We start from the raw sequence: 19,904 nt of genomic DNA, 5'->3' as shown, positions 1-19,904 counted from the left end.
ATAGCGGAGCGTCGATGACTCTCCAAAACGGCTCAACTACACACCGTAGCCGCGGAGTCGGCCGGTACGGGCCAGTACCGGTCAGTAGTCGAATGCGCGGGCGGTGTTGTCGGAGATGGCCGACGCCAGGGCGTCCTCGTCCACGCCCTTCACCTCCGCCATGGCACGCAGCGTGACCGGAATGAGGTAGGGCGCGTTAGGCCGTCCGCGGTACGGGGCGGGGGTCAGGAACGGTGCGTCCGTCTCGACCAGGACCAGTTCCATCGGCGCGACGGCCAGTGCGTCACGCAGCGGCTGGGCGTTCTTGAAGGTGACATTGCCCGCGAAGGACATGAAGTACCCGGCGTCCGCGCAGATCCGGGCCATGTCGGCGTCACCGGAGTAGCAGTGGAACACGGTCCGCTCGGGGGCACCCGCGTCGGCGAGGATGCGCAGCACATCCGCGTGCGCCTCGCGATCGTGGATGACCAGCGCCTTGCCGTGCCGTTTGGCGATCTCGATGTGGGCCCGGAAGGATTCCTCCTGCGCGGCCATTCCCTCGGGGCCGGTACGGAAGCGGTCGAGCCCGGTCTCGCCGACACCGCGTACGTGGTCGAGTGCGGCCAGCGCGTCGATCTCCGCGAGGGCCTCGTGCAGCGCCGCCCGGCCGCCCCCCTCACGCGCCCCCTGCCGCGACCGGCCATCGGGGTCGCCGTGCACGATGCGCGGCGCCTCGTTGGGGTGGAGGGCCACCGCCGCGTGCACGTTCGCATGCGCGGCGGCGGTCTCGGCGGCCCAGCGCGAACCCGCCACGTCGCAGCCCACCTGGATCACGGTGGTCACATTGACCGCCGCGGCCCTCGCCAGACCCTCCTCGACAGTTGCGTCCTGCATGTCCAGGTGGGTGTGCGAATCGGCGACCGGTACCCGGAGGGGTTCGGGCAGCGGCGGGGCGTCCTTGGAACTCATAGGGCGATCCTATGAGAGCCCGGTGTCACCGGGCCCGGACCTCACTTACGGCGCTGCCGCGCACGAAACCGCTGCACGATACGCCACTGGCGCGGGTGGCGCTCCGACGCGCTCTCCGGGGACGGTATGGGCCCGGCGGTGGCGCCGGTCGAGGTCGCGAAGTTCAGGCGTCGCAGGGTTTCCGCGATGGAGGAGACCTGCCCGGCGCGCATGATGCGGACTTTGTGCCCACTGCAGTTGAGGCAGGTGAGCCGGTTCAGCGGCGAGGGAACGAGCTGCCCCTGCACGCGGTACACAACGAAGGGCTGGCCGCGGCCGTCCGTGTGGTGCTCGATGTCGTAGACCTGTTCCCAGCCGTATCCGCAACTCATGCAGGCGAAGGCATACGCCTCATGCACGGTGGTTGCTGCGATCTCGCTCATGCCTGCTCCTCTTGTCCGCCGGACAAGCACTCCGGAAAATGCGTCCCTCGTCCAGTGGACGCCGCTACCGGCGGGAGCGCATCAGGCCCTGTCGAGTGTTGGAGCGGATTTGGCCTTCTCGTGGCAGAAAGGCCCGGTGCGCGGCTCGCGCTTTGCTTTTTACGATAGTCCTTTGCCCTCAGCTGGACCGGTTCGCGCCGCATTCTTTGCCGCAACGACCGCATCGAAGACTTCACGCTTGGGCAGCCCCGCATCTGCGGCAACAGCGGCAATGGCCTCCTTGCGCCGCTCCCCCGCCTCCTCGCGCACCTGCACCCTGCGTACCAGCTCCGCGGCGTCCAGTTCTTCGGGTCCGGAGTCGGCCGCGCCCTCGACGACCACGGTGATCTCGCCGCGTACCCCTTCGGCCGCCCAGACCGCCAGCTCGCCCAGCGGGCCGCGCTTCACTTCCTCGTACGTCTTGGTCAGCTCCCGGCACACGGCCGCCCGGCGGTCGGCGCCGAAGACCTCGGCCATCGCCGCGAGGGTGTCGTCGAGCCGGTGCGGGGCCTCGAAGAAGACCATGGTGCGGCGCTCGTCGGCGACCTCGCGCAGTCTGCCGAGCCGTTCGCCCGCCTTTCGCGGCAGGAAGCCCTCGAAGCAGAACCGGTCGACGGGCAGCGCGGACAGGGCGAGAGCCGTGAGCACTGCGGACGGGCCGGGGACCGCGGTGACCCTGATGTCCTTCTCCACGGCTGCGGCCACGAGCCGGTAGCCGGGATCGGAGACGGACGGCATCCCGGCGTCCGTCACCAGCAGCACGCGGGCGCCGCCGGTCAGTGCCTCGACGAGTTCGGGCGTACGGGCCGACTCGTTGCCCTCGAAGTAGGAGACGACCCGCCCCGTGGTGTGGATGCCGAGCGCCTGCGTGAGGCGGCGCAGCCGTCGGGTGTCCTCGGCGGCGACCACATCGGCCGTCTCCAGTTCGGCGGCGAGGCGTGGCGGGGCGTCCGCCACATCGCCGATGGGGGTTCCTGCGAGTACCAGCGTTCCAGTCGTTCCAGTCACATGAGTCATCCTCCCAGCACGGGCGGCAGCGCTCGCACAGACGCGTTCCCTACGATGGCGCGGTGACGAGTACTGCGCCCGAAGCCCAGCAGGGCCAAGACGCCGGGGAACCGCACGGCGAAGAGCCCGCATCCTGGCAGCAGCGGCTGCGCCGCTTCGGCCATTCGCCCCGGCCCGGAATCGGGCTGCGTGAACGGCTGATTCCGCCGTACACCCGCCCCGGCGCCCAGTTGTGGGCGGTGCTCGGGATCTCTCCGCCCATGGCCGGGCGCCTGGTCCGGTGGTCCGCCTGGGGCGGTCCGCTGCTGGTGGCACTGGTCGCCGGGGTGCTGCGGTTCTGGAACCTGGGCAGCCCGCACGCGCTGATATTCGACGAGACGTACTACGCCAAGGATTCCTGGGCGCTGATCAACCAGGGGTACGAGGGGAACTGGCCCAAGGACATCGACAAGCTGATCCTCGACGATCCGTCGAAGGTGCACATCCCGGTGGATCCGGGTTATGTGGTGCACCCGCCGGTCGGCAAGTGGGTCATCGGGATCGGTGAGCAGATCTTCGGTTTCACGCCGTTCGGCTGGCGGTTCATGGTGGCGGTGCTCGGCACGCTGTCGGTGCTGATGCTGTGCCGGATCGGGCGGCGGATGTTCCGCTCGACGTTCCTGGGGTGCCTGGCCGGCACGCTGCTCGCCGTCGACGGTCTGCACTTCGTCATGAGCCGCACCGCGCTGCTCGACCTGGTGCTGATGTTCTTCGTGCTGGCGGCGTTCGGCGCCCTGCTGATCGACCGCGACTGGGCGCGGCGCCGCCTCGCCGCCGCGCTGCCGGTCGACGAGGAGGGTGTGCTGCGCCCCGATGCCGGGGTCGCGGAGAATCTGCGGCTGGGCTGGCGTCCGTGGCGGCTCACCGCCGGTCTGATGCTGGGGCTGGCCTTCGCCACCAAGTGGAACGGCCTGTACATCCTGGTCGGCTTCGGTCTGATGACGGTGCTGTGGGATGTGGGCGCGCGCCGGACCGCGGGTGCGGTTCGCCCGTACGCGGCGGTGCTGAAGCGAGATCTGCTGCCGGCGTTCGTCTCGACGGTCCCGGTCACGATCCTCACGTATCTCGTCTCCTGGACCGGCTGGATCGTCACCGACAAGGGCTACTACCGGAACTGGGCTCAGACCGACGGCAGGGGCGGCAGCTGGACGTGGTTGCCGGACTGGCTGCGCAGTCTGTGGCACTACGAGTACCAGGTCTACGAATTCCATGTGAATCTGACGTCCGGCCACACCTACCAGTCCAATCCGTGGAGCTGGATCGTGCTCGGCCGGCCCGTCTCGTACTTCTGGGAGGAGCAGCCGGGCTGCGCGGCGTCGGAGACCGGCAAGTGCTCCCGCGAGGTGCTGGCCATCGGGACGCCGCTGCTGTGGTGGGCGGCGTGCTTCGCCCTGGTGTACGTGCTGTGGCGCTGGCTCTTCCGGCGCGACTGGCGGGCGGGGGCGATCGCCTGCGGTGTGGCGGCGGGCTGGCTGCCCTGGTTCTTCTACCAGGAGCGGACGATCTTCCTCTTCTACGCGGTCGTGTTCGTGCCGTTCCTGTGTCTGGCGGTCACGATGATGATCGGCGCGATGCTGGGTCCGGCGGCGGGGACCGGGGCCGAACGGGAACTCGACCTGGTGACCGGCGATCCGCCGGGGGAACGGCGGCGGACGCTGGGGGCGGTCGCGGCGGGCGTGCTGGTGTTGCTGATCATCTGGAATTTCATTTATTTCTGGCCCATTTATACGGGGACGCCCATTCCCGACGGGTCCTGGCGGGGCCGAATGTGGCTGGATACCTGGATTTGACCGGCACACCTTGATTTGACCGGCATATTCATGCCACACGTATCGCATTCCGATAACAACCGTCTCGGCCGTCTCCGCCCTCCCGTAGTGTGCCCGGCAGCATTCCCTTGAACGCGTTCAAGGGAACTCCTGGGGAGGGGGACTGCAGGGATGCGCAGTGGAGCGAAGGTTGCGATGGTCGGCGGAGTGTTCGCGGTCGTGGTCGGCGGGGTGGGCTACGCGGCGTACAACGTCCTGGACGGGCTGAACGGCGGTGGCGGCGACGGCACGGACAGCAAGTCCACCTCTGCCGAAGTGAAGACGGGGCCGGTCACCAAGGCGGAGATCGACGACGCGTCGAAGAAGTTCCTCAAGGCCTGGGCGAGCGGTGACGCGGCCGCCGCGTCCCAGCTCACCAACAACGCGGCCGAGGCCGAAACGGCCCTGACCGGCTATCGCGAGAGCGCCCATGTCACCAAGGCGCTGATCACTCCGGGCCCGGCGGTCGGCACGAAGGTGCCGTACACGGTGAAGGCGACCGTGTCGTTCGAGGGGAAGTCCAAGCCCTGGTCGTACTCCTCCGAACTGACCGTGGTGCGCGGTCTGACCACCGGCAGGCCGCTGGTCGACTGGGCTCCCGCCGTGATCCACCCGGATCTCACGGCCGGTGCGTCGCTCAGGACGGGCGAGGCGTCGACGCCGTCGATCGAGGCCGTCGACCACAACAACAAGGTGCTCACCAAGGAGAAGTACCCCTCCCTGGGGCCGATCCTGGACGCACTGCGCGAGAAGTACGGCGAGAAGGCCGGCGGCACCGCGGGCATCGAGACCTGGATCGAGAACGCGGACGCGGGCGGCCCGAACAAGGCTCTGCTGACGCTCACCAAGGGCAGGCCGGGCAAGCTGCAGACGACGCTGGACGCGAATGCCCAGGCGGCGGCCGAGGTGGCCGTGAAGAAGTTCAGCCAGGCCTCGGTGGTCGCGGTCCGCCCGTCCACGGGCGCGATCCGCGCGGTCGCCAACAATCCGGCCACCGGGTTCAACGCGGCGATGCAGGGCAAGCAGGCACCCGGTTCGACGATGAAGATCGTGACGGCGGCGATGCTGATCGAGAAGGGCCTCGCCTCGGCCAACCAAAAGATCGAGTGCCCGCCGACCGTGATGTACCAGGGCCGCACCTTCCAGAACCTGGACGGCTTCTCGATTCCCGACGGCACTCTGACGACCAGCTTCGCCCGTTCCTGCAACACCGCCTTCATCAAGCTGATCGACGAGACGAAGGACGACGCGGCGCTCGCCAAGGAGGCCCGCGACGTCTTCGGAATCGGACTGGACTGGCAGACCGGCGTCGTGTCCTTCGACGGCAGCGTGCCCGAGGCCACCGGGGGCGAGGCGGCCGCCCAGTACATCGGTCAGGGCACGGTCCAGATGAACGCCCTCAACATGGCGTCCATCACCGCCACCGCGAAGAACGGCACCTTCCGCCAGCCGATCCTCGTGGACCGGGATCTCGACGGCCGGCAGCTCGCCACCGCCTCCCGGTCGCTCTCCCCGTCCGTCTCCCAGCAGCTCACCAACATGATGCGCCAGACCGCGAGTTGGGGCACCGGAAAGAACGCGATGGCCTCGGTCGGCGGCGACAAGGGCGCCAAGACGGGCTCGGCGGAGGTCGACGGCCAGGCCACGTCCAACAGCTGGTTCACCGGCTTCAGCAACGACCTCGCAGCCGCGGCGGTCGTCCAGTCCGGCGGCCACGGCGGGGACGCGGCGGGACCGGTGGTGGCGGCGGTACTGCGCGCGGGGTCGTGACGCGTCCCGCGTACGGAACCTCGTCGCGCGCCCCGTGGCGCGTTCGCTAGCGTGCAGGGCATGAGCACGAACGACACCACCGTTGGAGAAGCCCACCCCCGATTCGCCGAGGCCCTGCGGGAACTCGGCCTCGATGTCGAGGTCCGTCGGTTCCCGGAGGCCACACGCACCGCCGCCGAGGCCGCCGCCGCGATCGGCTGCGATCTCAGCGAGATCGTCAAGTCCCTGATCTTCGAGGCCGACGGCGTCCCGGTGCTGGTCCTGATGGACGGCTCCTCGCGCGTCGATGTCGAGCTCGTACGCGGGGAACTGGGGGCCGGGAAGGTCAAGCGGGCCGGGGCCGACCTGGTCCGGGAGACGACCGGGTACGCGATCGGTGGCGTGCCGCCCTTCGGGCACCGCACGAAGACCCGGGTGCTGGCCGACCGCGGTCTGCTGGACCACGATGTGGTGTGGGCGGCGGCGGGCACCCCGCACACCGTCTTCCCTCTCGACCCCAAGACGCTGATCGGGCACGCCGGCGGAACCGTGGTGGACGTGCGCGAGCAGTCGAAGTGACACCGCTGGTCGCGTTCGCGGTCCTGGTCGCGGCCGTCACGCACGCCAGTTGGAACGCGATCGCGCACGCAATCAAGGACCAGCTCCTCTCCTTCACCCTGATCTCCGGCGGCGGTCTGCTGATCGGCGCGGCTGCCGCCTGCTTCGTCCCGCTCCCGGCCGCCGGGGCCTGGCCGTACCTGCTGGTGTCGGCCGCGCTCCATGTGGCGTACATGCTGCTGCTGATGCGTTCGTTCACCCTGGGCGACTTCGGGCAGATGTACCCGATCGCCCGGGGTACGGCGCCGCTGGTGGTGACGGTCCTCGCCGCGGTCTTCGTCGGCGAGCACCCCGACGGCTGGGCCACCGCCGGAGTCGCGGTGGCCTCGGCGGGGCTGGTCGGGCTGGCCCTCTGGGGCATCCGGGGCTCCGGCAGGCGCCCCGACTGGCCGGCCCTGCTGGCCGCCCTCGCGACCGGCCTGGCCATCGCCGGGTACACCACGGTGGACGGCGTCGGCGTCCGCGCCTCCGGCACCCCGCTCGGCTACATCGCCTGGCTGATGATCCTTGAGGGACTGGCCATCCCGGCCTACGCGCTGTGCCGCCGCCGCGCCGAACTCCTGCCCGCCCTCCGCCCGTTCGCCGTACGCGGGCTGCTGGGCGCGGCCCTGTCGGTGACGGCGTACGGCCTCGTCCTGTGGGCCCAGACCCGGGCGGCACTGGCCCCGATCGCGGCCCTGCGGGAGTCGTCGATCATCGTCGGAGCGGCCATCGGGACGCTGTTCTTCAAGGAGCGGTTCGGCGCACCGCGGATCGCGGCGGCGGGGCTGATGGTGGTCGGCATCGGGCTGATGCTGCACACGAGTTGAGCACGACGACCCTGCGGCTCCGCCCCTTGTTCAATCGGGGTGCACGGAGAGGGTGTACGTGAAGTCGGTGTCGGGGACGACGACGAGGAACGGGTTGCCGCCCTTGATGTGTGCCTGGGCCGCGCGCTGGCCTTGCCGGTCCTCGTACCAGGCACGGAGCTCGGCGGGGCGGTCGGGCGTGGAGCCGACCGGCAGCCGTTTCAAGGGCTGCACCCCCGCCGAACGCTCCAGGTCCGATCGCGGGCCGAAGCCGGAGTCGGAGTCCGGATCGGCGTCGGGATCGGCGTCGATCCGGTCCGCGATCCATAACGCCTGACCGCCCAGCCACCGCAGCGCCAGCACCGGTGAGATGGTCCGGAACGTGCCCAGCACGTGTCTCTCCATCTTCCCGGTGCCCCCGAAGAACTCCATGGCCAGCGCCTCGCACCGGTAACCCTCCGGCACCGCCGCCCCGTTCACAGCCCACCCCGACTGCTCCGCAGATTCCGCAACGCGTTCTCCACGCTCAGCCGCTCGGCCGGAGTTAGCGCCCGGACCCACTCGGGCTCCGCCTCCCACTCCACACCGCCACCGACCGGCCGCAACGACCAGTACGGACCGGCAACCCCGCGGAACTCACCCACCCGGTCGCCATGGCCGGTGTCCCGGAAAAGCGTTCCGGGCGAGGGGACTTGAAGGGGTTCGTGACGGGTCAGGGCACCGTCGTCGCCTTCGGGCACGTCAACTCCGCTCTGTAGCCATCCCGCTACCAAGAGGCTTCAGCGTGACCTAGAGTCGGAATGTCATCAACATGGCTGAGAGGGAGGACACATTGGTAAACCGCAAGGAGTTGAACCCGGAAGCAAGCCCTCAAGCAGCTTTCGGCGCACGTTTACGCAGGCTGCGCGAAGAGCGCGGCTGGACCCAGGATCACGTCGGTGCGCTGGTCGGCTGCACAGGCAGGCATATCTCGGCCCTCGAAACCGGTCGCAAATCACCGACTCTGCCGTTCTCACGCCGCGTCGACGTGGCATTGGATACGACCAACACCGCCGATTCGTTCGAGCGCGAATGGCGCGAGATCAAGCACGGCAATCTGCTGGAGGGCTTCCCGGAGTACGTCGGATACGAAGGCCGGGCAACGGAGATCCGACTGTTCCAGATCGGGATCGTTCCCGGGCTGCTACAGACCCAGGAGTACGCGAAGGCTTTGGCGAACGGTGATGTGTGGCGCGGCTCCATCACGCCCGAACAAGCAGAAGAGCGCGTCTCGTTCCTGGCTCAGCGACAGGCCGCATTAACGAGGGCGCGACCGCCCATGCTCATCGTGGTGATGGACGAAAGCTGCATCCGCCGCCCGATCGGCGGCCCCGAGGTCATGGAGTCCCAGATTCAGAAGCTGGCCGATTTCGCCGCACTCCCCAACACGGTCCTCCAGGTGGCGCCTTTCGGCATAGGGGAGCGTCGTCCCTTCAACCTGCCGGTCAACTTGCTCACCCTGCCGGACCGGTCCATGGTCTCGTACGCCGAATCCCACTCACAGGGCAACGTGGACCGCGAAAGCGCTTCCGTTCTGCCTCTGTTGACGGCCTACCATCAACTGCAGGCCGAAGCGCTTTCCCAAACGGCATCCGTGGCGATGATCAAGCAGGCATGAAAGGGAAGATCCGTGACTAACGAGCCTCGCTGGTTCAAGTCTTCGTACAGCTCCAACGGTGGCGACTGCGTGGAGGTTGCCGCCGACCTCACCGCCCCGCACGGCATCGTCCCCGTACGCGACTCCAAGAATCCGGGCGGCCCCGTGCTGCACGCCTCCCCCACCTCCTTCGCCAGCTTCGTCGCGGGCGTCAAGGCCGGGGAGTTCGGCGCCGTCTGACCTGGACCGACCCCACACCGCCCCGCCGTGCCACGCACGGCGGGGCGGTCGGGCGTCCGACCGCCGCGCAGGCCGACCTGCTGGAGTTCGCCAACGCAGGGCGGGAGTCGGCGGCGGGCAGCTCGCGGGCCGACGCGGCGGAAACCGATGCTCCGGGTCTCGCCGCGCTCAGCTCGCCGGGACCGTCGCCAGGCGGGCCGGCGGTTCCTCGGTGGCCGGGGCCGCCGGGGTCGCCGACTTGGCGGCCGGGCGCAGGAGCACGGCGCAGGCGAGGGCGGCCAGCAGGGCGAGCGAGGCCGAGACGGTCAGGCACAGCCGCATGCCGTCGAGGAAGGAGTCGCCCAGGGCGGTCAGGGCCGGTCCGGTGGCGGCGTCCAGGTCGAGCCCGGCCACGGCGCCGAGTCCCTGCTCGCGGGCGGTGTCGAGGACACGGGCACCGGCCTCGGCGGGCACCCCCGCGTCGGCGAGGCGGCCGGGCAGCGCGTCGAGGGCCCGGGTGGTCAGCAGGGCGCCGAGCACGGCGGGGCCGAGGGCTCCACCGACCTGGCGGAAGGCGTTGTTCCCGGCGGCGGCCATCCCGGCCAGGTGGTACGGGACGGAGGACACCGCGGAGGCGGTCATCGGGGTGAGCACGGCGCCCATGCCGAGGCCCAGCAGGGCCAGCCGCCAGACGATCGAGCTGTAGGAGGTGTGGGCGTCGACGCCGGTCAGCGAGAGCATCGCGCCCGCCGCGACGACCAGGCCCGTGGTGATCAGGACCCGGGCAGAGACCCGGTGCATCAGGCGTCCGATGGGCGCGCCGACGACGAGGGCCACCCCGGACACCGTCACCATCCGCAGCGCCGCCTCGATCGTGGTCAGGTGCTGGACCATGCCGAAGTAGAGACTCAGCACGAAGAAGAAGCCGATCAGCCCGAGGAAGCTGATCATGGCGACCAGGGCGGTGGCGGTGAAGGCCGGGCTGCGGAACAGCGCCAGGTCGAGCATCGGGCTCGCGCTGCGGCGCTCCACGGCGACGAACACGGCGGCGGATACCGCGCCGAGCACCAGGGCCGTCACCACGGCGGGCTCGCCGAAGCCGTCCGCGCCGCCCTCGATCACGCCGTAGACGACCGCGGTGACCGCGACGGCCGCACTGATCTGTCCGGGCCAGTCGAGCCGGCGGCCGTGCGGGGCGCGCGAGTCGGGCAGCAGGAACGCCGCGACAACCAGCACGATCAGGGAGACCGGCACGGGCAGGAGGAAGATCCAGCGCCACGCGACGTGCTCCAGCAGCGCACCCGCGATCAGCGGGCCCACGGCGAGCGAGGCCATCAGGGACATGGCCCACAGGCCGATGAACCTGCCCCGTTCCCGGTGGTCGGGGACCGCGTGGCTGATCAGGGCCAGCGTCGTGGGCAGCAGCGCCGCCGCCCCCAGCCCGGAGACGGCCTGCCCTGCCCACAGGGCCTGCACCGAGTCCGAGGACAGCGAGATCGCCGCGCCCAGCGCACAGAAGGCCATGCCCGCCTGGAAGACCCGCTTGCGGCCGTGGACGTCGCCCCACACCCCGGTGGTCAGGATCAGCGCGGCCATCGGCAGCACGAAGGCGTCCGAGACCCAGGACAGCTGGGACGTGGAGGCGCCCAGAGCCCGCTGGACGGCCGGCAGGCTCACCGACACGGTGGTCACGGGGAGGTAGGCGACGAAGACGCCCAGGCAGGCCATGACGAGCGTGACGCCCCGCCCTGATCCGTCCTGTGTCGTTGCGGAATTCACGAAGAGGTTCCTTCTGCTGCGGGGGTAGGTGCCGCGCGGGCACCGGTTGCGATGTGAGCACCGCCGTCCGGCGTGCGCCCGCTCCCGGGCGCACCGGCGTACCACCGCGTTCCGCGCGGTCCGCCGGATCACCCGCAAAGCCGCCGACCAGCTTCGCCCCGACCGTCGATGAATCCCCAAGCGATCCCGGCGAACGTCATGGAACCTCCAGATAAAGCGCCGCCCATGTGACCATTCATCCATGCCTGACGATCTGGACCGCAAAATCATCCATGGGCTGAACTGCTCGCCGCGGGTCTCCTTCCGCCGCCTCAGCGAGGTCGTCGGGGTGTCCGAGCAGACCGTGGCGCGCCGCTACAGCGCCCTGCGCCGCGGCGGCGTCGTCCGCGTCGTCGGGCTGAGCAGCCCCGCCGCCCACGGCCGGTCCGAGTGGATCGCGCGGCTGCGCTGCCGCCCGGACGCCGTGGGGCCGCTCGCGGATTCCCTGGCCCGCAGGCCGGAGGTCGCGTACACGAGCATCGCGTCGGGCGGTTCGGAGATCATCTGCATCATCCGTTCGCCCGCCGGGACCGTCGGCGACGACGTGCTGCTGCGGCAGCTTCCCCGGGCGGCCTCGGTCCTCGACCTGAACGTCGATCTTCTCGTCCACGCCTTCGGTTCCCCGGACACGGCCGGCTGGACCGGGCGGGAGGGCTCGCTCACCGAGGAGCAGGTGCGGCTGCTGACCGCGGAGCGCCCCATCCCCGCCGGGCCCCCGCTCACCCCGACCGAGGAGGACCGCCCGCTCCTCGAAGCGCTGGCGGAGGACGGCCGCGCCTCCCACACCCGGCTCGCGGAGGCCACCGGCTGGTCCAAGCCGCGCGTGGCCCGTCGGCTGGAGGCCCTCGAAGCGACCGGCTCGCTGGTCTACGACATCGACACCGTGCCCGAACGCCTCGGCTACGAGCTCAACGCCACCCTCTGGCTCCAGGTCGACCTGCCTCGGCTCCAGAAGATCGGCGAGGAGCTCAGCGGGCACGACGAGTGCGCCTTCGCCGCCGCCATCAGCGGCAAGCACAACATCATGGCCGTGGTCATCTGCAAGGACACCCCGGACTTCTACCGCTACCTCAGCGGCCGCTTCGCCCGTACCGAGGGCATCAGGGGCTACGAGATCAGTGTGCGCGTGCGCCGCCTCAAGCAGGCCGCCTCCCTCATCCTCAACGGGCGGCTCATCCACCCCGCGCTCGCCTGACCCGGGCGCGGGGCGGACCCGGCCCGCATCGGTCAGGCCCCCGAAACCGCGTCCCGGAAGCCGTAGTTGCCCGCCGTCAGCCCGCCGTCCACGCGCAGCGTCGTCCCCGTGATCCAGGCCGCGTCGCGCGAGGCGAGGAAGGCGACGGCGGACGCGATGTCGTCCGGCTCGCCGACCCGGCCGAGCGGGTAGAGGCCGCTCACCCGGGACAGTTCCACGTCGCGGCCCGCCCAGGCGTCGGTGCGGATCGTGCCGGGTGCGACCAGGTTGACGCGTACGCCGCGCGGTCCCGCATGGCCCGCCAGGGTACGGGTCAGGCTGCCCAGGCCCGCCTTGGCCGCGCTGTAGGCGTGATTGCCGAAGTCCTGTTCGCCGTTGACCGAGCCGATGTTGACGATCGCGCCCCGGCCGGAGACCACCAGGTGCGGGAGGGCGGCGCGGGCACAGCGGTACGGGCCGGTGAGTGTGATGTCCAGGTCGCGCTGCCAGACCTCGTCGGGTTCGTCCTCGAAGAACGGGGCGTCGGGGGCGCAGGCGTACGCGTTGTTCACCAGCACATCGAGGGAACCGAAGGCGGCGACGGCGTGGGCCACCGCGGCCTCGACCGCGGCCCGGTCGCCCACGTCGCAGGGCAGCGACTCGGCCGTCGCGCCCGTCTCGCGTATCTCCGCGGCGGTGCGTCCTGCGCGGTCGCCGTCCAGGTCGGTGACCAGGACGCGCGCGCCCTCCGAGGCCAGTCGGCGGGCCGTGGCCGCACCGATGCCCTGGCCCGCTCCGGTGATGAGTACGCCGTAGCCGTCGAACCGTGAACCAGCAGGGTGAGGAGGGGTCATAGCGCCGACCGTACTGCCCTGACCAGGGCCTGCGCACGGGGATCGGCGGTGACTCCCTTCTGCAGACCGTTCGTCACATAGCCCAGCGCGATGCCGGATTCGGGGTCGGCGAATCCGAGCGAGCCACCCCGGCCGGGGTGGCCGAACGAGCCGGGGGCCAGCAGCGGGGCCGCCGGGCCGTGCAGCATGTAGCCGAGGCCGAAGCGGGTGCTGACGGCCAGGACCCGGTCGGGGCCCGCCGACTCCTCGGTGCGGGCGAGGGTGAGCGTGGCCGGGGCGAACAGTCGGTGGCCGTCGACCGGGCCGATCATCGCGGCGTAGCAGCGGGCCAGCGCGCGGGCGGTGGCGATGCCGTTGGAGGCGGGGAGTTCGGCCACCCGGTAGGCGGGGTCGTTCTCGTCGGGGAGGGGGTCGATGGCCCCGAAGGCGCGGCGGGTGAGGGACTGCGGGTCGCGGTACGCCTCGACGACGGACCGCTTGGGGCGCATCCTCAGGGCGCCGCCGTTGCCCGCGTCGGCCGGGGGTTCGACGGGACCGATCCGGCCCACCCGGTGCGCCTCGTCCGCCGGGAGGCCGAACCAGAAGTCCAGGCCGAGCGGGCGGGCGATCTCCTCGGCGACCCAGCGGCCGACGGTGCGGCCGGTGACCCGGCGCACCAGTTCGCCTATGAGCCAGCTGTAGGTCTGGGCGTGGTAGCCGTGGTCGGTGCCGGGTTCCCACTGAGGGCGCTGGGCCGCGACGGCCTGTGGCCCGGAGATCCCGTCGGCCGCCTCGGAGGGAGTCAGCGGGCAGTCGAGGGCGGGTATGCCGGCCCGGTGGGCGAGGAGGTGGCGGACGAGCACACGTTCCTTGCCGGCCGCCTTGAACTCCGGCCAGTACGTGCCGACCGGGGCGTCGAGGTCGACCTGGCCGCGCTGGTGCAGCATCAGCGGTACGGCGGCGGCGATGCCCTTGCCCGCCGAGCGGACGATCTGCACGGTGTCGACGGCCCATGGTTCGACGCCGTCGACGTCTCTGGTACCGGCCCACAGATCGACGACCTTGCGCCCGTCCCGGTAGACCGCGACGGCCGCACCGCGTTCGCCGCGCTGCTCGAAGTTACGGACGAAAGCATCCCGGACCGGTTCGAATCCGGCCGCCACCGTGCCCCGTACGTCCACGCCTGCTCCTGCGCTCCCGCTCATCCCCCCATGGTGCATCCCGCCGCAGGCCGGACGCGGGGCGGGTCACCCCATGTTCACCGTCACGGAACGCGGGTCGAAGCCGAAGGGCAGCTCCAGACGGTGGGTGCGCATCAGTTCCTCGTCGCAGAGCAGAGCCTGGGTACGGTCGTCGGCGGCGATGACGCCCTCGCTCAGGACGACCGCGCGCGGGCAGAGCTCCAGGGCGTACGGCAGGTCGTGCGTGACCATGAGCACGGTGACGTCCAGGGACCGCAGGATGTCGGCGAGTTCGCGCCGCGAGGCCGGGTCCAGGTTGGAGGACGGCTCGTCGAGCACCAGGATCTCCGGCCGCATGGCGAGGACGGTGGCGACGGCGACGCGGCGGCGCTGGCCGAAGGAAAGGTGGTGCGGCGGCCGGTTCGCGTACTCCTCCATGCCGACCTGCCGCAGGGCTTCGGTGACGCGTTCCTCCAGTTCGGCGCCGCGCAGCCCGGAGGCGGCGGGACCGAAGGCGACGTCCTCGCGGACGGTGGGCATGAAGAGCTGGTCGTCGGGGTCCTGGAAGACGATGCCGACGCGGCGGCGGATCTCGGCGAGGTTGCGCTTCTCGACCGGGAGACCGGCGACCCGGACGGTGCCCGCCCCGGCGTCGAGGATGCCGTTGAGGTGGAGGACGAGCGTGGTCTTGCCGGCTCCGTTCGGGCCGAGCAGGGCGACGCGTTCGCCTCGGGCTACCGTCAGGTTCACCCCGAAGAGCGCCTGGTGACCGTCGGGGTAGGCGTAGGCGAGGCCACTGACTTCCAGGGACTGCGCGGGGGCGGTGGGCATGCTCATACGGTCCATCCCAGCAGACAGATGATGAGGGCGAGTACGGGGAGTGCCGAGGCGTACGCCCACTGGGTCCTGGAGGCCGTCACCTCGTCGATGACCGGCATGGAACCGGCGTAGCCGCGGCTGACCATCGCGAGGTGGACGCGTTCGCCGCGCTCGTACGACCTGATGAAGAGCGCGCCCGCCGATTTGGCCAGGACACCCCACTGCCGTACCCCGCGGGCCTCGAAGCCGCGGGAGCGGCGGGCGATCGACATCCGGCGCATCTCGTCGGTGATCACATCGCCGTACCGGATCATGAAGGAGGCGATCTGGACGAGCAGCGGCGGCAGCCTGAGCCGTTGGAGGCCGAGCAGCAGCGAGCGCAGTTCGGTGGTGGAGGCGAGGAGCACGGACGCGGAGACGCCGAGGGTGCCCTTGGCGAGGACGTTCCAGGCGCCCCAGAGGCCGGGGACACTGACGGAGAGGCCGAGGACATGGGTCTGCTCGCCGGGCACCACGAACGGCATGAGCAGCGCGAACGCGACGAACGGCACCTCGATGAGCAACCGCCCCAGCAGGAAGCCTGCGGGAATGCGGGCCAGGGCGGTGACGGCGCCGATCAGTGCCGCGTACAGCGCGAACGCCCACACCGCCTCGCGCGGCGTCGAGACGACGACCACGACGAAGCAGAAGGCGGCGGCGAGCTTGCAGTGCGGCGGCAGGTCGTGGACGGGCGAGTGCCCGTGCCGATAGAGCCTGTGTGCATGTCCGGCGCCCATGTCAGACGGTCTCCTCGGTGCGCGGGGCACCGACGGGCGCGTCCGGTGTGCGACGGCGGCGGACCACGTAGAAGACTCCACTGCCGACCACGATCGTGGCACCGACGCCGATCACTCCGGCGAGGCCGCCCGAGATCCGGGCGTCGGAGACGTCCTTGACGCCGTAGTCGGCGAGCGGGGAGTCCTTGGCGGCGTGCTCCTCGGTCTTCTTGTCGATGCCCTGGTCGGCGGCGACCCTCTCCAGGCCGTCGGGGCTGGCGGAGGCGTAGAAGGAGACGAAGCCCGCCAGGACGAGGGCGGTGACCAGGCCGGCGGCCCGGATTCCCCGGGTGGAGCGGGCGGCGACGGGGGCGACGGACTGCCGGGCGGGGGCGTCGATGAGCTCGCCGTCGACCCGGAGCTTGAGCGGGGCGGTGAGTCCGCGGGCGCCGTGGACCAGATCGGGCCGTACGGCGACGACGGCGCCGACGGTCAGGGCGGTGATCACGGCTTCGCCGATCCCGATCAGTACGTGGACCCCGGCCATGGCGGTGAAGACCTTGCCGATCGGTATGTCGGTGGTGCCGCCGATCCAGTAGATCAGCGTGAAGACGCAGGCCGCGGCCGGCACGGAGACCAGGGCGGCGACGAAGGACGCGGCCGTCACGGAGCGACGGGTGCGCGGCAGCACGCCGACCAGCCCGCGGAAGAGGGCATACGCGACGACGGTGGTCGTGATGCCCATGTCGAGCACGTTCACGCCGAGCGCGGTGAGGCCGCCGTCGGCGAAGAGGATGCCCTGCATGAGCAGGACGACGGAGATGCAGAGCACCCCTGTGCAGGGCCCGACCAGGATCGCGGCGAGCGCACCGCCCAGCAGATGTCCGCTGGTGCCCGCCGCGACCGGGAAGTTCAGCATCTGTACGGCGAAGATGAACGCGGCGACCAGGCCGGCGAGCGGCGCGGTGCGTTCGTCGAGTTCACGGCGGGCGCCCCGCAGGCTGACGGCGACGGCACCCGCGGCGACGACGCCGGCGGCGGCGGAGACGGGTGCGTTGATGAATCCGTCGGGTACATGCATGGAGGAGGCTCCGCTTCCTGCGTTACTGCCTAGCTGCGCGGGGTCATGAACCTCTCAATGATAGGTCCTTGTTGCGAACCATTCGCAAGAGCGCATACAGCTGTGCGACCTCGGCCACCCCGGCGCCCTCACCGCGTCAACCGGCCAAAATGTGGGACATTAGAGGGCAAGAACGGGCAAACAGAAGGAGTCGGCCATGTCCCTCGTGATCGAAGAGCACACCGAGGCCCGGCTCATCACCGAGGCCACCGACACCTTCGCAGTCCCCGTCGACCTGCGGTACGACGCCACCTCCGACCCGCGAACCGTCCATGTCGCCTTCCCCGGGGGCACCGACTGGGCCTTCGGCCGCGACCTGCTGGAGGGCGGGATGCGCTCCCCCGCCGGGCGCGGCCCCATCCGGATATGGCCGTGCGGCCGGGCGCAGCTGGTCGTGGAGAAGCACTCGGCAGACGGCGTCGAGGTGGTGCAGTTCGACAATGCGTCGATGAACCGCTTCCTGCACCGCATCCACGACGAGACCAGGCCCGAGGCCGTGCGGACGGTGACCCCCCGGGCGTGACCGCATGGATGAGCCCCCGTGCCGCTCGCACGGGGGCTCATCGTCGCCCCGGCTCCCCGTCCCCACAGGCAACCGGCGCAGTCCGGGGCCGCGCTCCGCTCAGACGCGGGCCCCGGGGACCGTAAGGAATCAGACCTGGGCCAGCTCGCGCTCGCCCTGGGCGTCACCGCGGCCTTCGCCGTCGGACGGCGTCCCGCCGAGCTCCTTGCGCAGCCCCTCACCCTCCACGTCCACGTTCGGCAGGAGCCGGTCCAGCCAGCGCGGCAGCCACCAGGCGCGCTTGCCGAGCAGGGCGAGGACCGCGGGCACGATCGCCATCCGGACGACGAACGCGTCGAAGAAGACAGCGATGGCGAGCGAGAAGCCGATCATCTTGATCATCTGCTCGCTGGAGCCGATGAAGCCGGCGAAGACCGCCATCATGATCACGGCCGCGGCCGTGACGACCCGGGCGCCGTGCTTGAAGCCGGTGACGATCGCCTGGCCGGGCTTCTCGCCGTGGACGTACGCCTCCCGCATCCGGGTCACGAGGAAGACCTCGTAGTCCATGGCGAGGCCGAAGACCACACCCACCATGAAGATCGGCATCATGGACATGATCGGGCCGGTCTGTTCCACGCCGAAGAGCGAGCCGAGCCAGCCCCACTGGAAGACCGCGACGACTGCGCCCAGGGCCGCGACGACCGAGAGCAGGAAGCCGAGGGCCGCCTTCAGCGGCACCAGCACCGACCGGAAGACCAGCATCAGCAGCAGGAAGGCCAGGCCGACGACGAGCGCCAGGTACGGCAGCAGCGCGTCGTTCATCTTCTGCGAGAAGTCGATGTTCATCGCCGTGGAGCCGGTGACCAGGACCTCGGCGCCCGTGTCGGACTTGATGTCCTTGCCCGTGTCACGGATCGCATGGACCACGTTCTCGGTCTCGGTGGAACTCGGCCGGTCCTTCGGGACGACGGTGATCATCGCGGTGTCGCCGGCCTTGTTGAACTGGGCCGGGGTGACGGCGACGACGCCCGGGATGCCGGAGATCTCCTCGGAGACCTGCTTGGCGGCGGTCTTGCCGTCGGAGCTGTTCGCGGTGTCGACGACGACCATCAGCGGCCCGTTGAAGCCGGGGCCGAAGCCGTCGGAGAGCAGGTCGTAGGCGCGCCGCTGGGTGGTGCTGGTGGGCTGGGAGCCCTCGTCGGGCAGGCCCATCTCCAGGGACGCGGCCGGTACGGCGACCGCACCGAGGCCGATGACTCCGACCAGCAGCACCCACACCGGCTTGCGCAGTACGAACCGCGCCCAGCGGGTGCCCATGTTCGGCTTCGCCTCGGGCCGGTTCTCGGCCTCGGCGGCCTTGCGCGCCTTGCGTCCCATGACCCGCCTGCCCGCGAAGCCCATCATCGCCGGGACCAGGGTGAGCGCGATGAGGACGGCGATCGCGACCGTACCGGCCGCGGCGAAGCCCATCTTCGACAGCATCGGGATGTTGACGACGGCGAGGCCGACCAGGGCGATCACGACGGTGAGACCGGCGAAGACGACCGCGGATCCGGCCGTGCCGACGGCCCGTCCGGCGGCTTCCTCACGCTCCCGGCCATCGGCCAGCTCGGCGCGGTATCGGGAGACGATGAACAGCGCGTAGTCGATGCCGACCGCGAGGCCGATCATCATCGCGAGGGTGGAGGTGGTGGAGCCCAGGTCGAGTACGTTCGCCAGTGCCGTGATCGTCGAGACACCGATGCCGACCCCGATCAGGGCGGTGAGCAGCGGCAGCCCGGCGGCGATCAGCGAGCCGAAGGTGATGACCAGCACCACCGCGGCGATCGCGACACCGATGATCTCGGTGACCCCGGTCTCCGGCATCACCAGGAGCGCGTCACCGCCGATCTCCACGGTCATCCCGCTCTTCTGCGCCGCGTGGCCCGCGTCTTCCAGGGCGTCCCGGGTCGCGTCGGTCAGCTCCATCGAGTTGACCTTGTAGGACACGGAGACGTACGCCGTGGAGCCGTCCTTGCTGACTGCGTTGCCGGTGTACGGGTCGGTGACCGAGGCGATCTGGTCCGAGCCGGACTTCAGCTCGCCGGCGATCTTGTTCACCTCGGCCTTGTTCGCCGGGTCGGTCATCTTCTGGCCGTCGGGGGCCTTGAAGACGACACGTGCGGTCGCGCCGTCGGCGCCGGCGCCGGGGAAGCGCTGTTCCAGCAGGTCGAAGGCCTTCTGCGCCTCCGTACCCGGGATCGAGAAGGAGCTGGAGGTGGCGGTGGACGCGGAGGCCGCGCCGAATCCGGCGAGTGCCAGCAGTGCCACCCAGATCAGGGCGACATAGCGGCGGCGCCGGAAGGCGAGCCGTCCGAGCTTGTAGAGGAATGTGGCCACGGAGGCGTACTCCCGGTCAGGTCGTGTGAGTGGAAAAGGGCATGAA

General features: G+C 70.5%; 20 protein-coding genes. 8 read left to right on the top strand and 12 right to left on the bottom strand.

The genetic code is table 11. From position 1 onward, the window contains the following. Positions 1-81: 81 nt before the first annotated feature. The 3 genes from NRF20_RS27050 to rsmI all read right to left on the bottom strand — a co-directional run bounded on the left by NRF20_RS27050 (position 82) and on the right by rsmI (position 2,426). On the bottom strand, positions 82-948 hold the full coding sequence (locus tag NRF20_RS27050) for a TatD family hydrolase (RefSeq protein WP_398631015.1): 867 nt from the start codon (positions 946-948) through the stop codon (positions 82-84). Between the two features lie 41 nt (positions 949-989). After that, a complete protein-coding gene (locus NRF20_RS27045; RefSeq protein ID WP_398631016.1) occupies positions 990-1,370 on the bottom strand; it encodes a hypothetical protein in 381 nt (126 codons plus the stop codon). A gap of 159 nt (positions 1,371-1,529) precedes the next feature. After that, entirely contained in the window at positions 1,530-2,426 is an 897-nt protein-coding gene (rsmI, locus tag NRF20_RS27040) for a 16S rRNA (cytidine(1402)-2'-O)-methyltransferase (RefSeq protein ID WP_266360942.1), read from the bottom strand. A gap of 53 nt (positions 2,427-2,479) precedes the next feature. Here rsmI and NRF20_RS27035 point away from each other — a divergent pair, with 53 nt between their 5' ends. The 4 genes from NRF20_RS27035 to NRF20_RS27020 all read left to right on the top strand — a co-directional run bounded on the left by NRF20_RS27035 (position 2,480) and on the right by NRF20_RS27020 (position 7,440). Beyond that, positions 2,480-4,246 (top strand): dolichyl-phosphate-mannose--protein mannosyltransferase, encoded by a 1,767-nt coding sequence (locus tag NRF20_RS27035; protein ID WP_398631017.1) that lies wholly within the window; start codon positions 2,480-2,482, stop codon positions 4,244-4,246. 150 nt (positions 4,247-4,396) lie between these two features. Beyond that, positions 4,397-6,034 carry a penicillin-binding transpeptidase domain-containing protein gene (locus tag NRF20_RS27030; RefSeq protein ID WP_398631018.1) on the top strand — a complete coding sequence of 546 codons (1,638 nt, stop codon included), beginning with the start codon at positions 4,397-4,399 and terminating at the stop codon, positions 6,032-6,034. Positions 6,035-6,094: 60 nt separating this feature from the next. Continuing rightward, positions 6,095-6,592, top strand: a complete 498-nt coding sequence (locus tag NRF20_RS27025; RefSeq protein WP_398631019.1) for a YbaK/EbsC family protein — start codon at positions 6,095-6,097, stop codon at positions 6,590-6,592. Continuing rightward, positions 6,589-7,440 carry an EamA family transporter gene (locus NRF20_RS27020; protein ID WP_398631020.1) on the top strand — a complete coding sequence of 284 codons (852 nt, stop codon included), beginning with the start codon at positions 6,589-6,591 and terminating at the stop codon, positions 7,438-7,440. Before NRF20_RS27025 ends, NRF20_RS27020 begins: the two co-directional genes overlap by 4 nt. A 30-nt stretch (positions 7,441-7,470) precedes the next feature. Here the strand turns inward: NRF20_RS27020 and NRF20_RS27015 are convergent, their stop codons facing one another. Together NRF20_RS27015 and NRF20_RS27010 are read right to left on the bottom strand one after the other, a co-directional pair. After that, positions 7,471-7,899: a hypothetical protein gene (locus NRF20_RS27015; protein ID WP_413753438.1), complete on the bottom strand. Its 429-nt coding sequence runs from the start codon at positions 7,897-7,899 to the stop codon at positions 7,471-7,473. Next, complete coding sequence (locus tag NRF20_RS27010) at positions 7,896-8,159, bottom strand: hypothetical protein (RefSeq protein ID WP_413753437.1); 264 nt, start codon at positions 8,157-8,159, stop codon at positions 7,896-7,898. Before NRF20_RS27010 ends, NRF20_RS27015 begins: the two co-directional genes overlap by 4 nt. Before the next feature lie 71 nt (positions 8,160-8,230). Between NRF20_RS27010 and NRF20_RS27005 the strand changes: the two genes are divergently transcribed. After that, complete coding sequence (locus tag NRF20_RS27005) at positions 8,231-9,076, top strand: Scr1 family TA system antitoxin-like transcriptional regulator (RefSeq protein ID WP_413753436.1); 846 nt, start codon at positions 8,231-8,233, stop codon at positions 9,074-9,076. 12 nt (positions 9,077-9,088) lie between these two features. Continuing rightward, positions 9,089-9,295 (top strand): DUF397 domain-containing protein, encoded by a 207-nt coding sequence (locus tag NRF20_RS27000; protein ID WP_398631022.1) that lies wholly within the window; start codon positions 9,089-9,091, stop codon positions 9,293-9,295. A 168-nt stretch (positions 9,296-9,463) separates the two neighbouring features. Here NRF20_RS27000 and NRF20_RS26995 read toward each other — a convergent pair whose 3' ends face one another. Further along, entirely contained in the window at positions 9,464-11,002 is a 1,539-nt protein-coding gene (locus NRF20_RS26995) for an MFS transporter (RefSeq protein ID WP_413754610.1), read from the bottom strand. A 292-nt stretch (positions 11,003-11,294) separates the two neighbouring features. On the opposite strand from NRF20_RS26995, the gene NRF20_RS26990 reads away from it, so the two are divergent. Beyond that, positions 11,295-12,287, top strand: coding sequence for an Lrp/AsnC family transcriptional regulator (locus NRF20_RS26990; RefSeq protein ID WP_398631023.1), 993 nt, complete (start codon positions 11,295-11,297; stop codon positions 12,285-12,287). A 32-nt stretch (positions 12,288-12,319) separates the two neighbouring features. Here NRF20_RS26990 and NRF20_RS26985 read toward each other — a convergent pair whose 3' ends face one another. The 5 genes from NRF20_RS26985 to NRF20_RS26965 all read right to left on the bottom strand — a co-directional run bounded on the left by NRF20_RS26985 (position 12,320) and on the right by NRF20_RS26965 (position 16,935). Next, entirely contained in the window at positions 12,320-13,120 is an 801-nt protein-coding gene (locus NRF20_RS26985) for an SDR family NAD(P)-dependent oxidoreductase (protein WP_398631024.1), read from the bottom strand. Continuing rightward, the gene (locus tag NRF20_RS26980) at positions 13,117-14,280 is read right to left on the bottom strand and encodes a serine hydrolase domain-containing protein (protein WP_398631064.1); all 1,164 of its coding nucleotides are present in this window, start codon (positions 14,278-14,280) and stop codon (positions 13,117-13,119) included. Before NRF20_RS26980 ends, NRF20_RS26985 begins: the two co-directional genes overlap by 4 nt. Positions 14,281-14,346: 66 nt before the next feature. Continuing rightward, positions 14,347-15,117, bottom strand: a complete 771-nt coding sequence (locus NRF20_RS26975; protein ID WP_413753435.1) for an energy-coupling factor ABC transporter ATP-binding protein — start codon at positions 15,115-15,117, stop codon at positions 14,347-14,349. Then, the gene (gene cbiQ / locus NRF20_RS26970; RefSeq protein WP_398631026.1) at positions 15,114-15,875 is read right to left on the bottom strand and encodes a cobalt ECF transporter T component CbiQ; all 762 of its coding nucleotides are present in this window, start codon (positions 15,873-15,875) and stop codon (positions 15,114-15,116) included. Before cbiQ ends, NRF20_RS26975 begins: the two co-directional genes overlap by 4 nt. Before the next feature lies 1 nt (position 15,876). Then, complete coding sequence (locus tag NRF20_RS26965; RefSeq protein WP_398631027.1) at positions 15,877-16,935, bottom strand: energy-coupling factor ABC transporter permease; 1,059 nt, start codon at positions 16,933-16,935, stop codon at positions 15,877-15,879. A 196-nt stretch (positions 16,936-17,131) separates the two neighbouring features. On the opposite strand from NRF20_RS26965, the gene NRF20_RS26960 reads away from it, so the two are divergent. Further along, a complete protein-coding gene (locus NRF20_RS26960) occupies positions 17,132-17,497 on the top strand; it encodes an SsgA family sporulation/cell division regulator (RefSeq protein WP_398631028.1) in 366 nt (121 codons plus the stop codon). A 129-nt stretch (positions 17,498-17,626) separates the two neighbouring features. On the opposite strand, the gene NRF20_RS26955 is transcribed toward NRF20_RS26960, so the two are convergent. Continuing rightward, complete coding sequence (locus tag NRF20_RS26955) at positions 17,627-19,858, bottom strand: MMPL family transporter (protein ID WP_413753434.1); 2,232 nt, start codon at positions 19,856-19,858, stop codon at positions 17,627-17,629. Positions 19,859-19,904 lie beyond the last annotated feature (46 nt).

It is taken from the genome of Streptomyces sp. R-74717 (assembly GCF_047305335.1).
GTDB classification, from domain to species: Bacteria; Actinomycetota; Actinomycetes; order Streptomycetales; family Streptomycetaceae; genus Streptomyces; species Streptomyces atratus.
Note: the sequence above shows the minus strand (reverse complement) of the source record. Positions and strands in the feature narration are given on the sequence as shown.

What these genes read in the sequence shown, in the direction of transcription:
- NRF20_RS27050 (WP_398631015.1), bottom strand. Translation starts at nt 948, where the DNA reads ATGAGTTCCAAGGACGCCCCGCCGCTGCCCGAACCCCTCCGGGTACCG.
- NRF20_RS27045 (WP_398631016.1), bottom strand. Translation starts at nt 1,370, where the DNA reads ATGAGCGAGATCGCAGCAACCACCGTGCATGAGGCGTATGCCTTCGCC.
- rsmI (WP_266360942.1), bottom strand. Translation starts at nt 2,426, where the DNA reads ATGACTCATGTGACTGGAACGACTGGAACGCTGGTACTCGCAGGAACC.
- NRF20_RS27030 (WP_398631018.1), top strand. Translation starts at nt 4,397, where the DNA reads ATGCGCAGTGGAGCGAAGGTTGCGATGGTCGGCGGAGTGTTCGCGGTC.
- NRF20_RS27025 (WP_398631019.1), top strand. Translation starts at nt 6,095, where the DNA reads ATGAGCACGAACGACACCACCGTTGGAGAAGCCCACCCCCGATTCGCC.
- NRF20_RS27005 (WP_413753436.1), top strand. Translation starts at nt 8,231, where the DNA reads ATGGCTGAGAGGGAGGACACATTGGTAAACCGCAAGGAGTTGAACCCG.
- NRF20_RS26995 (WP_413754610.1), bottom strand. Translation starts at nt 11,002, where the DNA reads ATGGCCTGCCTGGGCGTCTTCGTCGCCTACCTCCCCGTGACCACCGTG.
- NRF20_RS26990 (WP_398631023.1), top strand. Translation starts at nt 11,295, where the DNA reads ATGCCTGACGATCTGGACCGCAAAATCATCCATGGGCTGAACTGCTCG.
- NRF20_RS26985 (WP_398631024.1), bottom strand. Translation starts at nt 13,120, where the DNA reads ATGACCCCTCCTCACCCTGCTGGTTCACGGTTCGACGGCTACGGCGTA.
- NRF20_RS26975 (WP_413753435.1), bottom strand. Translation starts at nt 15,117, where the DNA reads ATGAGCATGCCCACCGCCCCCGCGCAGTCCCTGGAAGTCAGTGGCCTC.
- cbiQ (WP_398631026.1), bottom strand. Translation starts at nt 15,875, where the DNA reads ATGGGCGCCGGACATGCACACAGGCTCTATCGGCACGGGCACTCGCCC.
- NRF20_RS26965 (WP_398631027.1), bottom strand. Translation starts at nt 16,935, where the DNA reads ATGCATGTACCCGACGGATTCATCAACGCACCCGTCTCCGCCGCCGCC.
- NRF20_RS26960 (WP_398631028.1), top strand. Translation starts at nt 17,132, where the DNA reads ATGTCCCTCGTGATCGAAGAGCACACCGAGGCCCGGCTCATCACCGAG.